Consider the following 13,363-nt stretch of genomic DNA (forward strand, 5'->3'; position numbering starts at 1 on the left):
AGCAAAATCGTTTACCGCGTTCGACTTTGATCTCCGTCGATCTCCGTCGTTACCGTATCGGACCGAACCGGTACGAAAACGGCACAACAAAGAACGTCAAATGCGCGGTCTGATCGCTTGATCGCGATACTCTTTGCCCAGGATTCGGTGGTGGCCGGGCGGTGCCCGGGGTAGCGGGCGCGGGAGGTCCTCATGTCGTATCTGATCGCGACGCCAGAGTTTCTGGCGGCGGCGGCATCGGATTTGGCAACTGTGGGTTCATCGATAAGCGCGGCAAACGCAGCCGCGGCCGCGCCAACTCTGTCACTGGTGGCCGCCGGCGCGGATGAGATTTCGGCCGGCATCGCGGCCTTGTTCGGCGCCCACGCGCAGGCCTATCAAGCGCTGAGCGCCCAAGCCGGACTGTTTCATCAGCAGTTCGTGCAAGCACTTACCGCCGGATCGAATTCGTATGCGGTCGCCGAGGCGGTCAATGCTTCGGCGCAATCCATCGAGCAGGACCTGCTCGCCCTGATCAATGCGCCCACCAACTTCCTATTCGGCCGTCCCTTGATCGGCAACGGCGCCGACGGCATCAACGGCACCGGAGGAAGTGGCGGCGACGGTGGATTTCTGTACGGCAACGGCGGCAACGGCGGCTCCGGTGGACTCAACCAGAGCGGCGGCAACGGGGGCAGCGCCGGCCTGTGGGGCAACGGCGGCAACGGCGGCGCGGGCGGCAACGCGACCGGTGTCGGCGCCGCGGGCGGCAACGGCGGCGCGGGCGGTACCGGCGGGTTGTTGTGGGGCAATGGCGGCAACGGCGGCGCCGGCGGGACCGGCGGTGCCGGGGCGCCGCTACCCAACATTCAGCCTCCCTTCGCCATTCCGGCCGGGCCCGGCGGTGTCGGCGGAAACGGCGGTGGCGCTGGGCTGATCTACGGCTTCGGCGGAACCGGCGGCGCGGGCGGGACCGGCGGGATAGCCCCCCCGGTCAGTCCCGGCGGGCCACCGATCCTGCCTTCCGGTGGCGTCGGCGGGGCCGGTGGGGCCGGCGGCGGCGGCGCGGCGCTGATCGGGTTCGGAGGCGCCGGCGGAGCCGGTGGCCTGGGCGGCGTCACCGATCCCACCGTTCAGGGCGTCGGCGGGTTCGGCGGGCAAGGCGGTAACGGCGGACAGAGCGGCCTGCTGTTCGGCACCCCGGGTGCCGGCGGGATAGGCGGAAACGGCGGTGACGGAACCGGGACCCTGGCGCTGGCCAGCTTCGGCGGGCACGGCGGTTCCGGCGGTGACGGCGGTGCGATCGGGCTGTTCGGCAACGGAGCGCCGGGTGGCAACGGCGGCGCCGGCGGAACCGGTGGCACCGGCACCGCCCAGGGCGGCGGCGGTGGCGTCGGCGGGCTGGGCGGCACCGGCAGCCAGGGCGGTTTCCTCTATGGCAATGGCGCGGCCGGCGGTAACGGCGGCGTCGGCGGCAACGGCGGCGCCGGGGTCACCACCGGATTTGCCGGCTCCGGCGGCTTTGCCGGTGACGGCGGCCAGGCACAACTGATCGGCACCGGCGGCGTCGGCGGCAACGGCGGCGGCATCGGCGTCGGCGCTACCGCCGTGGTGCCGCCACAGGTCGCGCCGGTGGGCGGCAACGGCGGTGAGGGCGGTCGCGGCGGGTTGATATTCGGTAACGGCGGCAACGGCGGCAACGGCGGGGCCACCAGCCCCGGCGGCACTCTCTACGCGACCGGCGGAAACGGCGGTATCGGCGGATTGGGCTGGGGCAACGGCGGCAACGGCGGTAGCGGCGGCGCCGGCTCGGCCAACAGCGTCGGCAACGGCGGCATGGGCGGTAACGCCGCCTTCCTGTTCGGCAATGGCGGCGCCGGCGGGACCGGCGGCGCCGGGGGAGCAGGAGCGGGCGGGTCCGGTGGCTCGGGCGCCGTTCTGATCGGCAACGGCGGCAATGGGGGCAACGGTGCGCCGGGCGGAAATGGGACCGGCGGCAACGGCGGCTGGGCCCGGCTCATCGGCAACGGCGGCAACGGCGGCAATGCGACCGGCACCGGGACGCCTGGTCTCGGCGGCCGGGGCGGGTTGCTGTTCGGGCAGAACGGGACGCCGGGGACCTGAGTCCGGCGTTGCGACACGGCACAGCGGCTGTCAACAGTCCAGCTTGTTCAGTAGTGTGACGGCGTGCTGGACACGCTGGGCCGACTGCAGCGCTATGAAGAGGCGTTTGCCGGCCACGACGCACCGTTTGCCTTCGTAGACCTCGACGCGATGTGGGCCAATGCCGGGCAGATGCTCGCGCGCGGCGGCGACAAACCGATCCGGGTGGCGTCAAAGTCCTTGCGGTGCAGACCATTACAACGCGAAATCCTCGATGCCGACGCCCGATTCGACGGGCTGATGACCTTCACTCTGGCCGAGACCCTGTGGCTGGCCGGCCACGGCTTCGACAATCTGTTGCTGGCCTACCCGACGACCGACCGGGCCGGGCTGCGCGATCTCGGCAAGTTCACCGCCGAGGCCCCCGAGCAGGCGCCCATCATCATGGTGGACAGCGTCGAGCACCTCGATCTCATCGGCAGCGCGACCGACCTGCCGGTGCGGTTGTGCATCGATCTGGACGCCGGCTACTGGCGCGCCGGCGGCCGCGTGAAGATCGGGCCCAAACGTTCGCCGTTGCATACGCCCGAACAGGCACGCGCGCTCGCCGAGGAGATTGGGCGGCGCCCGGCCCTCACCCTGGTCGCGTTGATGTCGTATGAGGGCCACATCGCCGGGTTCGGTGATCAGGTCGCCGGCAAGCGCGCGCAAAACGCCGTGGTCGGATGGATGCAGCGCCAGTCGATCGCAGAGTTGCGCGAGCGCCGCGCCCGCGCGGTGGAGTTGGTTCGCGAGGTCGCCGACCTCAAGATCGTCAACGCCGGTGGAACCGGAGACCTGCAGCTGGTCGCCCAGGAGCCGGCTATAACCGAGGCGACCGCGGGGTCGGGCTTCTACGCGCCGACCTTGTTCGACTCCTATTCGACGTTCACCTTGGCGCCTGCGGCGATGTTCGCGCTACCGGTGTCGCGCCGGCCCGACGCGAAAACCGTGACCGTACTCGGTGGCGGCTACCTGGCCAGTGGCGTCGGGGCCAAGGACCGCATGCCGACTCCCTATCTGCCGACCGGGCTGAAGCTGGACCCGATGGAGGGCACCGGCGAGGTACAGACACCGTTGCACGGCGAGCCGGCCAGGCGCCTGAAGGTCGGGGATAGGGTTTACTTCCGCCACACCAAGGCCGGCGAATTGTGTGAGCGGTTCGACCGCCTGCATCTGATCCGTGGCGGGCACATCGTCGACACCGTCCCCACGTACCGCGGTGAGGGCCAGACATTTCTGTGAAGCCGAAGGAGATTCTCAATGACAGCGATCGCCGCGTTGCCCACCGAGCTGGCCACGATGCGCGACGTCGTGGAGACGCTCGCGCCGATCGAGCGCGCGGCCGGCGAACCGGGCGAGCATGAAGCGGCGAAGTGGATCGTCGAGCGGTTGCACAAGGCGGGCGCCCACAATCCGCACCTCGAAGAAGAGCAGTTCTACGACGGCTATCCGCGCCTGCACGCCAAGCTTTCGGCGGTCGGGATCGCCGCGGCGGTCGCGGGACTGCTCAGCCGGTGGTTACGGGCACCCGCCGCCCTGGCGGGGGTGAGCGCGGGGCTGGCGATCGCCGATGACTGTTCCAACGGAATGCGGTTGGCGCGCAAGACATTACAAAAGCCCCGGACCACCTGGAACGTGGTAGCCGAGGCCGGCGATCTGGCCGGTGACCACACGGTGGTGGTGTGTGCTCATCACGATGCCGCGCGCACCGGGATGTTCTTCAACCAGGGCCCCCAGCGATATCTCGTCGAGCGGTTTCCCGGGATCGCCGAGCGCATGGACACCTCGCTGCCAATCTGGTGGCCACCGATCCTGGCTCCGGTCCTTGCCGGTGTCGGCGCGCTGCGCGGCAGCCGCAAGATGATGCTCGCCGGCGCCGCGATGAGCGCTGTTGCGACAGCGGCATTCAGCGATATCGCCCGTAGTCCGGTGGTCCCCGGCGCCAACGACAACCTGTCGGCGGTGGCATTACTCGTCGCTTTGGCCGAGCGCCTGCGCGAACGCCCGGTGAAAGGGGTCCGGGTGCTGCTGGTGTCGCTGGGCGCCGAGGAAATACTGCAGGGCGGAATCTACGGCTTCCTGGCACGCCACCGGCCCGAGCTGAACCCCGACCGGAGCTACTTTCTGAATTTCGACACGGTCGGTTCGCCCGAGTTGATCATGCTCGAGGGTGAGGGCACCACGATCATGGAGGACTATTACCATCGTCCGTTCCGCGATCTGGTGACACGCGCCGCCGAACGGGCCGGCGCACCGCTGCGCCGCGGCCTGCGCTCGCGCAACAGCACCGACGCCGTCCTGATGAGCCGTGCGGGCTACCCGACCGCTTGCTTTTCGTCGTTTGACCGCCATAAGGAGCTGTCGAACTATCACCTCATGTCGGACACGCCGGAGAACCTGGTTTACGAGACCGTGATGCACGCGGTCACCGTCGCCGAATCCGTTGTGCGGGAGCTGGTGCGGTGAACCAGAGGTGGGGCAACTGGGCCGGTGAGCAGTTCTGCGCGCCGTCGTCGATCGTGCGGCCGGCCTCGGAGGCCGAGCTGGTCGACGCGGTGACCGCGGCCGCGCGCCGCGGTGAAAAGGTGCGCGCCGTCGGCACCGGTCACTCGTTCACCGACTGTGCGTGCACTGACGGTGTGATGATCGACATGTCCGCGCTGCAGCGGGTCCTTGACGCCGACCGGTCGAGCGGGCTCGTGACCATCGAGGGCGGCGCCAAGCTGCATTCGCTGGGTCCGCAACTGGCCGCGCACGGGCTCGGGCTGGAAAACCAGGGCGACATCGATGCGCAGTCGATCACCGGCGCCACGGCGACCGCGACGCACGGGACCGGGGCACGGTTTCCGAATCTGTCGGCACGTATCGTCTCGCTGCGCCTGGTCACCGCGAGCGGCGAAATCATGACACTGTCCGCGGGCTCCGACTACCTGGCGGCGCGCGTCTCGCTGGGGGCGCTGGGCGTGATCTCACAGGTCACCGTGCAGACCGTCCCGCTGTACACGTTGCATCGCACTGACGAGCTGCGTCCGTTGCCCCAGACGCTGCAGCGACTCGACGAATACGTCGACGGCAACGACCATTTCGAGTTCTTCGTATTCCCTTACGCCGAAACCGCTTTGACGCGCACCACGCGCCGCAGCGACCAGGAACCGACCCCGACCCCGGCGTGGAAGCGCAGGCTCAGCGAAGACTTCGAAAACGGGGGATTGAGCCTGATCTGCCGAACCGGACGGCGCTTTCCGGCTGCAGCGCCCGGCCTGAACCGGCTGATGACGAGTTTGATGTCGGATGCCACGGTGACCGACCGCGCCTACAAGGTGTACGCGACCGAGCGCAAGGTCAGGTTCACCGAAATGGAATACGCGATCCCGCGTGAGCACGCAGCCGAAGCGATTCAGCGGGTGATCGACGTGGTGCGGCGTCGCAAGCTGCCGATCATGTTCCCGCTCGAGATGCGTTTCGCCGCTCCTGACGACGCCTTGCTTTCGACCGCACACCGGCGCGATACCTGCTACATCGCGGTGCACCAATACACCGGCATGGAGTTCGAAACCTACTTCCGGGCGGTCGAGCAGATCATGGATGAGTATGCGGGACGGCCACATTGGGGCAAGCGCCATTACCAGAGCGCGGCCACGCTGCGTGAGCGCTATCCAGAATGGGACCTTTTCCTTGCCGTGCGTGACCGTCTGGATCCCAATCGCGTCTTCAGCAACGACTACACCAGGCGCGTGCTCGGCGATTGACGCGGTGATGCCGAAAAGCCCCATCTTTAGGGACCAAAGTCATTGGCTGCCAATAAGGTAGTGACCTGCGCTGCGGTTAGTCGTACGTTTGTGCGTGGAGCCGACAATGACAGAATTCATGCGCAACAGCGACGCCTTCACCTGGGCGATGGAAAGTGACCCTCGGCTGCGATCGACCGTGGTCACCGTGGTGGTACTGGATAAGTCTCCGGATTGGGATGACTTACGCAATCGATTCGACGTAATCAGCCGCAAGCTGCCGATGTTTCGGCAGCGCGTGGTGCCGTCGCCGCGTCCGGCGCCTCCGCGTTGGGAGTACGACCCGGAATTTCACCTCGACTACCACATGCGGCGAGCTGCGGTCCCGCCCGGAGGCACGCTCGACGACGTGCTCGAGACGGCGCGATTGGCCGAAATGCAGGATTTCGACCGCGCCCGCCCGCTGTGGGAGACAACCCTGGTCGACGGCCTGGCGTCGGGCGGCGCGGCGGTGATTTGCAAATTCCACCACGCTCTCACCGACGGAGTCGGCGGGATACAGATAGCCATGGAGCTGTTCGATCTGTCACCGCAGCTGTATCCGCATGAGCCGCCGCCGCAGCCAGAGGTGTCCAAGCCACCGCGGCTCAGCCGGTACCGCGATACCTGGCGGTATGACCGCGGCCTGTTGCGCAACGTGCTGACGGGCGCGACCAAATGGGCACCGCGGTTGGTGTACGACATTGTGCGGCAACCTATTACGACGTCCCGATCGGCCATGGCCACGGCCGCCTCGGTTTACCGCACGGTCCGGCCGATACGCCGGCCCGGCTCTGCGCTGACCAAGGAGCGGGGCCTGGTCCGGAGGGTCGGAGTGCACGAGGTGCCGCGGGCGCAATTGCGCGATGCGGCACACCGATGCGGCGGGGCACTGAACGACGCGTTCGTGGCCGGGGTGGCCGGTGGACTCCGCCGGTACCACGAAAAGCACGGCGTTAGCGTCGGCGACCTGCATCTGACGATGCCGATCAGTCTGCGTACCGACAGCGACCACATGGGCGGAAACCGCATTACGCTGATGCGGTTCGACGTGCCGGTGGGCGAGGCCGATCCGGCCCAGCGGATCGAGGCGATACATTCCCGAGTCAAGGCAGTACGGGATGAACGGTCGTTGCCCTACACCCAGCTGATCGCCGGAGCCCTCAACATGGTGCCGAGGTGGTACATCGGTTCGGTTCTGCGTCACGTCGATTTTCTGGCCAGCGACGTGCCGGGCGTTCCCGTGCCGGTGTACTTGGGCGGCGCCGCGGTACGTGCGCAATACGCTTTCGGTCCGACGATCGGCTCGGCGGTCAACGTCACGTTGCTCAGCTACGTCGACACCTGCTTTCTGGGTATCGACGTCGATGCCGCAGCGATACCCGACTACGAGGTGTTTCACGACTCGCTGGTCGCCGGCTTCGACGAGGTGCTAGCCCTGGCGGACTGACGCCGGTTTGGTTCTAACGGCCTGGACGGCCCACACCGCGCTTCGGCCATGGACGTGTTTGTCGATGTGGACCGCGTCGAAGCCGGCCGCACGGCACTGTCCCGCGAAGTCGCGCGCCTGCCGCTCGGTCCATCCGTGGCTGGCCAGACCGGTGGCGTCCGGGCGGACCTGGCGTTCGATCACCAGGAACCGTCCCTGGTCGGCCAGCACCCGGTGCACTTCGGCGAGTCCGGCTGTGACGTCCTTCCAGTGATGGACCGTCTTCACCGACCAGGCGACGGTCGCGGAACCCTCCGGCAGTGGCAGCTTCTCCGCGGTGCCCTGCGACCAGGCGACGGCGGTGTGGTTGCGCGTCAGCGTTCGTGCCAGCCGCAACATCATCGGTGACGGATCGATCCCCGTTACGCGTGCCCCCGTACCGGCGGCTGCTCTGACCGCATTGCCTGGCCCGCAACCGATATCGACCACATGGTCGGCGTTTGATACACCCGTCAACTCGACGGCCAGGCGGGCCTGGCGCCGGCCGCCGACGAGCATGCCGATCGCGGCCGCCAGGCCGATCGGCCCGGCGAATCCGCGATGGTCGGCGTGGTGGTTGACCGGGCGGGTCGATGAATCGTCCATACGAGTCGAACCTACAAGACCGTCGGATCGGCTTCGACGGGCCAGACGGCATGGATATCAACACCGTCACAAGCGCATTTCGATACGAGCGTTGCTCTGGCACAACTGCGGCGCTGCCCAAATCATGGGTAGTGCTTGACAGGAGGTATCCACTGCATGACGGCGAACTGCGTGTCCACCCAGATTTCGTGCGGCCCGAATTCGGGTCGCATTCTCGACACCGCGCGGGGCATTCTGATCGGCCTTCGCCGCTGCCCTTCGGAGGCAGCATTCGACGAGTTGTTCAATGCGGCACAACGCCACAAGGTACCGGTGTTCGCGATGGCTTGGGCGCTGGTGCATCTGGCCGATGACTCCGGCAAGGCGACGCCAAGCTTCATGGAGGCACAGTCGGCGGCGCGCCGTGAGTGGGGTCAGCTTTTCGCTGAGTCCGTCATGGCTTCCTGCTGAGCGCTCGCGTTTGACCGTCCTCAGCGCGCCCAGGCCGACGATTCAGCGGCGGTGTGCAGCGCGGCGATGATCTGCTGTTCTTTTTCCAGAAATCGTTCGGTGGGCGTGGGCACCGAGATCGCAATCATGTTGTCGCCGACGGATCGTCGCGCGATGGCCGCCGCGGAGATCCCCGATGTGTGCTCGTCGCGGTCGAAAGCGACTCCGGTGCGCCGGATTTCGGCAATCTCCCGGCGCAACCCGTCGGCGACCGGGGCGTCAAGTCGCGACAGGACCGCCTCGACGTCGGCGTCGTCGAGCGCCGCCAGTGCCGCCTTCCCATTGGCCGTGTCGTGCAGCGGGAACCGGACACCAATGGCCGAAACCGCGCGCAGCCGGTGTGAGGACTCGATCTGGTCGATGAACAGCATGCGCTGGCCACGCAGTATCGACAGGTCCACCGTCTCGCCGTCGGTGGCGCGGGCCACCCGTTCGATGGTCGGCCGGAAGATCGCCGAAATCAGAGCGCCGGTGGCACTGCCGAATCCCAGTAGCCGCTCGCCCAGCGAGAATCGGCCGTTTGCATCGACGCTGACCAACCCGACTTCGACCAGCCCGACAAGCAGCCGCCGGGTCGTCGACTTGGCCAGCCCCAACCGCTCGCCGAGGTCGACGAGCCGCAGGCTGCCCGGCTCCGCGGCGATCTCATCGAGTGCGGCGGCAGCACGGCGCAGCACCTGAATCCCCTCGTCGCGATTGGTTGCAGGATTCCGTTCCGTTTGAACCACTATTCCACTATAGTGGCCCGCATCGCGGATTTAAAAGAACCGAAATGTGGATCAAAGGAGTTCCAGGATGAGCGCTCTACCGGCCGGGCGACACTACTTCCGCGGTGATGACGAGTACGAAGCGGCCCGCCGCGGAACGGTGTGGCACCAGCGCGTGCCCGCACGGTATCCCGAGGTGATCGTGCAGGCCGTCGATTCCGACGACATCATCGCGGCCCTGCGCTATGCCAAGGCCAACGGAAACAAGGTCAGCATCGTTTCGGGCGGTCACAGCTTCTCGGCAAGTCACCTTCGCGACGGCTCCCTGCTGCTCGACCTCAGCCGCCTCGACCACGCCGACATCGACGCCGCAAAGGGCCTGGCCGTCGCCGGCCCGGGCAAGGGCGGCAGCCTGCTCATGGCCGACCTGCAGGCACAGAACCTGTTCTTCCCCGGCGGCCACTGCAAGGGCGTCTGCCTCGGCGGCTATCTGCTGCAGGGCGGTTACGGCTGGAACAGCCGAATCTACGGCCCGGCTTGCGAGAGCGTGATCGGCTTGGACGTCATCACGGCCGACGGTGAGCAGGTCTACTGCGACGAAGACAATCACCCCGACCTCTACTGGGCCGCCCGTGGCGCCGGTCCCGGTTTCTTCGGCGTCGTCACGTCGTTTCACCTGAAGCTGTACCCCAAGCCGCCGGTGTGCGGCACCAGCGTGTACGTCTACCCGTTCGACCTTGCCGACGAAGTCTTCACCTGGGCCCGAGCCGTCAGCGCCGAAGTCGACCCGCGCGTCGAGTTGCAGGCCGTAGCCTCTCGCGGCGAACCGAACATGGGCATCGACGTCCCAGTCATCACGTTCGCGTCGCCCGCCTTCGCCGACTCCGAAGCGGAGGCCGAACAGGCGCTCGCACTGTTCGGCACCTGTCCGGTCGCAGACAAGGCGCTCGTCAAGATCCCTTACATGCCAACGGATCTGCCCACTTGGTACGACGTCGCGATGAGTCACTACCTGGCCGACCACTACTACGCGGTGGACAACATGTGGACCTCGGCGCCGGCGGCAGATCTGCTGCCGGGCATCCGGAACATTCTCGATACGCTGCCTCCGCACCCGGCGCACTTCCTGTGGCTGAACTGGGGTCCGGTGCCGCCCCGCCAAGACATGGCCTACAGCATCGAAGCCGACATCTACCTGGCGCTCTACGGCTCCTGGAAAGATCCCGCCGACGAGGCGAAGTACGCCGACTGGGCGCGGTCGCACATGGCCGAGATGTCGGATCTGGCCGTCGGCATTCAGCTTGCCGACGAGAACCTCGGCCAGCGTCCGGCGCGGTTCGCCAGCGACGACGCCATGACCAAACTCGATCGGGTGCGCGCCGACTATGACCCCGACGGCCTCTTCAACAGTTGGATGGGACGAATCTGATGGCTAGCGATCTGTATCTCGGCTACCGCGGCGACGATGCGAACACACCGTGGGGCAAGTTTTTCAAACGCGAAATGGCCCCGCTGCCAACCCATGTCGTCGAGGCGCTGCAGCACGGTCCGCAGGGGGAGATGGCGCTGGTGACGTTCGGCGACGCCGCGAGCGTCGCCGACGAGGGCTATCAGCAGACCGAGAACGGTTACGGGGTTCTCGACGACGGCGGCTATCAGGTATCGGTGCGCACCGACATGCCCGGCGTCACTCCGGCGATGTGGTCGTGGTGGTTCGGCTGGCACGGTTGCGACACCCGGCGCTACAAGCTGTGGCATCCGCGAGCACATCTCTCCGCTGCTTGGAAAGACGGCGAGCAGGACGGGGACCGAACGGGTGCCCAGCGCTACGTCGGCCGTTGGTCGCTGATCAGTGAGTACATCGGCTCGTCGCTGCTCAACGGCGCAATCCAATTCGTCGCGCCCGAGGAGTTGGGCTGTCCGCCCGACAGCGACGACGCGGTGGCGGTGTGCGCGCGGCTGGGTGCCGGTGACGCCCCGGTGGACGTCGGATGGTTCATCCATCACATCCGCTCAACCCAGGGCGGGGCCGAGATGCGTTCCCGGTTCTGGATGGGCGGCTCGCACATCGCGGTGCGCAAGGCCCCGGGCGTCGCGTCAAAAGCGTTGCGTCCCATCGCATCCCGGATTCTGGGTGACCCGGCAGCCAGCGGCCGCAATCTGCTCGTGCACTGCGCGCAGGAGATGAATCACTTGGCCGGGTTCCTGCCCGAACTCTACGAAGCCTTCGGACACGAGTAGTCAGCGCTGATCGGCGAACGCCGGTGCGACGAATCGTTGCACCAGCTGGTATTCCTCTTGCTCATCGTCGGCAGGCCAGTACATCAGCGACAGTACGACGCGCACCACCCACTGCGCGGCGCCCAGATCACCGCCGGACAGCCCGGCGAGATCGGCGGCGAAGTCGGCCAGCAGTGGCGATCCGGTAAGCCAGGCGATGTCGTTGGCCCGAGCCGAGCTGAACATCAGTGGACTAAGGGGATCGGCTCGGATCAGCTTGAGCGCCACTGTAATCGCGGTGACCACGCGCTCCGGCCCGCTCATGTTCTCGACGGTATTACGCACTGACTCGATGATGCGAGACGCGGCTCGACCGACGACCGCGTCGCGTATTTCGGCCTTGCCTCCGACGTAGCGGTAGACGGTCGCCCGAGAGCAGTGGATGCGTTTGGCCAGCCTGTCGATGTCAAAGGCTTCCAAACCTTCGCGCGTGATCATGTCCGTGGCGGCGGCATAGATGCGTTCGGCGGCGATCGCTCGGCGATCGCCCCCGACCAACCAATCATCACGGGGCATTGCGGCGTCCTCTGGCCTAAGAAGCGGACGGACTGCTATCTCATGCTGAGACAAATCAAGTTGGGTTTCTCACGATACGCGCAGGTCTGAAATGCGCATTGAGACGGCCGGACGCAGTGCGGCGAACTGGCCGATTTCAACTTCGCAGAGTGCCGTTGACGTGCGGATATCTCCCCATCACGCTGAAATGGTGACAGTCCTTGCCGATGCCGGCATCTTTTTCGGCTCCGAATCCTTGCAGGATCCGTATCCGCTCTACGAGCGGATGCGCGCCGCGGGACCGGTTCACCAGATTGGCAACTCCGGCTTCTATGCCGTATGCGCCTGGGACGCGGTCATCGACGCGATCAACCGACCGGAGGACTTCTCGTCGAATCTGACCTCCACCATGACCTACACAGCCGAGGGCACCGTCAAGCCATTCGAGATGGATCGGCTCGGCGGACCGACCCAGGTGCTCGCCACCGCTGATGATCCCGCCCATGCTCTGCATCGCAAGTTGTTAGTACGCCATTTGGCGGCCAAGCGAATTCGCGCCATCGAGCAGTTCACCAGCGATACTGCCCACCGGTTGTGGGCCGAAGGCCTGCGCGACGGGCGCATCGAGTGGATGGGGGCTATGGCGAACCGACTGCCGATGATGGTGGTGGCTGAGCTGATCGGCGTCGGCGGCGCCGACATCGAACGGCTGGTGAGGTGGGGGTACGCGGCCACCCAACTACTCGAAGGACTGGTCAGCGACGAGCAACTCGCCGCCGCGGGCGTCGCAGTCATGGAGCTCTTCGGCTACATCAACGAGCAATTCGACCGCGCCGCAGCGGATCCGCTCGACAACCTGCTTGGCGAACTCGCTGCCGCCTGCGCTATGGACGAGGTTGACCCGCTCACCGCTCAGTCGATGATGGTGATCCTATTTGCCGCCGGCGGGGAGTCCACGGCATCGTTGCTGGGTAGTGCGGCATGGATACTGGCGACCCATCCCGAAATTCAGCAGCAAGTCCGAGACGACCCATGCCTACTTGGAGCATTCATCGAGGAGACGTTGCGTTACGAACCTCCCTTTCGCGGCCATTACCGGCACGTCCTGACAGACACCACGCTGGGTGGTGTCGAGTTGGCTGCCGGCTCGCGTCTGCTGCTGTTGTGGGGCGCAGCCAACCGCGATCCCGCGCAGTTCCACGCGCCCAATGAATTTCGTCTCGACCGCGACGCCGCCAGAGGCCATCTCAGCTTCGGCAGAGGCGCACACTTCTGCGTCGGCGCCGCACTCGCCCGGCTGGAAGCGCGGGTCGCCTTAAAACTGTTGCTTGATCGTACGTCGACAATCCAAGCCGTGGATCTCGGCGCATGGTTGCCCAGCATCCTGGTGCGCCGCCTCGAACGCCTCGAACTAGCGATCAGTTAAA

12 protein-coding genes are annotated in these 13,363 nt (G+C 66.6%); 9 read left to right on the top strand and 3 right to left on the bottom strand.

The features are described from left to right. The first annotated feature begins 192 nt into the window (after positions 1–192). The 5 genes from BST12_RS01925 (at position 193) to BST12_RS01945 (ending at position 7,341) form a co-directional block, all read left to right on the top strand. Positions 193–2,103, top strand: coding sequence for a PE family protein (locus tag BST12_RS01925; protein ID WP_083111315.1), 1,911 nt, complete (start codon positions 193–195; stop codon positions 2,101–2,103). Positions 2,104–2,166: 63 nt separating this feature from the next. After that, on the top strand, positions 2,167–3,366 hold the full coding sequence (locus BST12_RS01930) for an amino acid deaminase/aldolase (RefSeq protein ID WP_083111316.1): 1,200 nt from the start codon (positions 2,167–2,169) through the stop codon (positions 3,364–3,366). 18 nt (positions 3,367–3,384) lie between these two features. Then, the gene (locus BST12_RS01935) at positions 3,385–4,590 is read left to right on the top strand and encodes a M28 family metallopeptidase (protein ID WP_083111317.1); all 1,206 of its coding nucleotides are present in this window, start codon (positions 3,385–3,387) and stop codon (positions 4,588–4,590) included. Next, complete coding sequence (locus BST12_RS01940) at positions 4,587–5,873, top strand: D-arabinono-1,4-lactone oxidase (protein ID WP_083111318.1); 1,287 nt, start codon at positions 4,587–4,589, stop codon at positions 5,871–5,873. The genes BST12_RS01935 and BST12_RS01940 overlap by 4 nt, the downstream gene beginning before the upstream one ends. A 106-nt stretch (positions 5,874–5,979) precedes the next feature. Further along, positions 5,980–7,341: a wax ester/triacylglycerol synthase domain-containing protein gene (locus BST12_RS01945; RefSeq protein WP_083111319.1), complete on the top strand. Its 1,362-nt coding sequence runs from the start codon at positions 5,980–5,982 to the stop codon at positions 7,339–7,341. Here BST12_RS01945 and BST12_RS01950 read toward each other — a convergent pair. Continuing rightward, positions 7,324–7,965: a class I SAM-dependent methyltransferase gene (locus tag BST12_RS01950; RefSeq protein ID WP_083111320.1), complete on the bottom strand. Its 642-nt coding sequence runs from the start codon at positions 7,963–7,965 to the stop codon at positions 7,324–7,326. The genes BST12_RS01945 and BST12_RS01950 overlap by 18 nt on opposite strands. A gap of 156 nt (positions 7,966–8,121) precedes the next feature. Between BST12_RS01950 and BST12_RS01955 the strand changes: the two genes are divergently transcribed. Next, positions 8,122–8,415: an ANTAR domain-containing protein gene (locus BST12_RS01955; RefSeq protein ID WP_083111321.1), complete on the top strand. Its 294-nt coding sequence runs from the start codon at positions 8,122–8,124 to the stop codon at positions 8,413–8,415. 20 nt (positions 8,416–8,435) lie between these two features. On the opposite strand, the gene BST12_RS01960 is transcribed toward BST12_RS01955, so the two are convergent. Next, positions 8,436–9,182, bottom strand: coding sequence for an IclR family transcriptional regulator (locus tag BST12_RS01960; protein WP_083111322.1), 747 nt, complete (start codon positions 9,180–9,182; stop codon positions 8,436–8,438). A 67-nt stretch (positions 9,183–9,249) separates the two neighbouring features. On the opposite strand from BST12_RS01960, the gene BST12_RS01965 reads away from it, so the two are divergent. Both BST12_RS01965 and BST12_RS01970 read left to right on the top strand, forming a co-directional pair. Then, the gene (locus BST12_RS01965) at positions 9,250–10,590 is read left to right on the top strand and encodes an FAD-binding oxidoreductase (RefSeq protein WP_083111323.1); all 1,341 of its coding nucleotides are present in this window, start codon (positions 9,250–9,252) and stop codon (positions 10,588–10,590) included. Further along, positions 10,590–11,402 carry a DAPG hydrolase family protein gene (locus BST12_RS01970; RefSeq protein ID WP_083111324.1) on the top strand — a complete coding sequence of 271 codons (813 nt, stop codon included), beginning with the start codon at positions 10,590–10,592 and terminating at the stop codon, positions 11,400–11,402. Before BST12_RS01965 ends, BST12_RS01970 begins: the two co-directional genes overlap by 1 nt. Here BST12_RS01970 and BST12_RS01975 read toward each other — a convergent pair whose 3' ends face one another. After that, positions 11,403–11,957 carry a TetR/AcrR family transcriptional regulator gene (locus BST12_RS01975; protein WP_083111325.1) on the bottom strand — a complete coding sequence of 185 codons (555 nt, stop codon included), beginning with the start codon at positions 11,955–11,957 and terminating at the stop codon, positions 11,403–11,405. A 187-nt stretch (positions 11,958–12,144) separates the two neighbouring features. Between BST12_RS01975 and BST12_RS01980 the strand changes: the two genes are divergently transcribed. Then, positions 12,145–13,362, top strand: coding sequence for a cytochrome P450 (locus BST12_RS01980; protein WP_083111326.1), 1,218 nt, complete (start codon positions 12,145–12,147; stop codon positions 13,360–13,362). Position 13,363: the final 1 nt, after the last annotated feature.

Source organism: Mycobacterium angelicum (assembly GCF_002086155.1).
In the GTDB taxonomy this organism is placed as follows: domain Bacteria; phylum Actinomycetota; class Actinomycetes; order Mycobacteriales; family Mycobacteriaceae; genus Mycobacterium; species Mycobacterium angelicum.

Excerpts from the sequence above, each read along its gene's own strand:
- BST12_RS01925 (WP_083111315.1), top strand. The coding sequence starts at position 193 with ATGTCGTATCTGATCGCGACGCCAGAGTTTCTGGCGGCGGCGGCATCG.
- BST12_RS01935 (WP_083111317.1), top strand. The coding sequence starts at position 3,385 with ATGACAGCGATCGCCGCGTTGCCCACCGAGCTGGCCACGATGCGCGAC.
- BST12_RS01945 (WP_083111319.1), top strand. The coding sequence starts at position 5,980 with ATGACAGAATTCATGCGCAACAGCGACGCCTTCACCTGGGCGATGGAA.
- BST12_RS01950 (WP_083111320.1), bottom strand. The coding sequence starts at position 7,965 with ATGGACGATTCATCGACCCGCCCGGTCAACCACCACGCCGACCATCGC.
- BST12_RS01955 (WP_083111321.1), top strand. The coding sequence starts at position 8,122 with ATGACGGCGAACTGCGTGTCCACCCAGATTTCGTGCGGCCCGAATTCG.
- BST12_RS01965 (WP_083111323.1), top strand. The coding sequence starts at position 9,250 with ATGAGCGCTCTACCGGCCGGGCGACACTACTTCCGCGGTGATGACGAG.
- BST12_RS01970 (WP_083111324.1), top strand. The coding sequence starts at position 10,590 with ATGGCTAGCGATCTGTATCTCGGCTACCGCGGCGACGATGCGAACACA.
- BST12_RS01975 (WP_083111325.1), bottom strand. The coding sequence starts at position 11,957 with ATGCCCCGTGATGATTGGTTGGTCGGGGGCGATCGCCGAGCGATCGCC.
- BST12_RS01980 (WP_083111326.1), top strand. The coding sequence starts at position 12,145 with ATGGTGACAGTCCTTGCCGATGCCGGCATCTTTTTCGGCTCCGAATCC.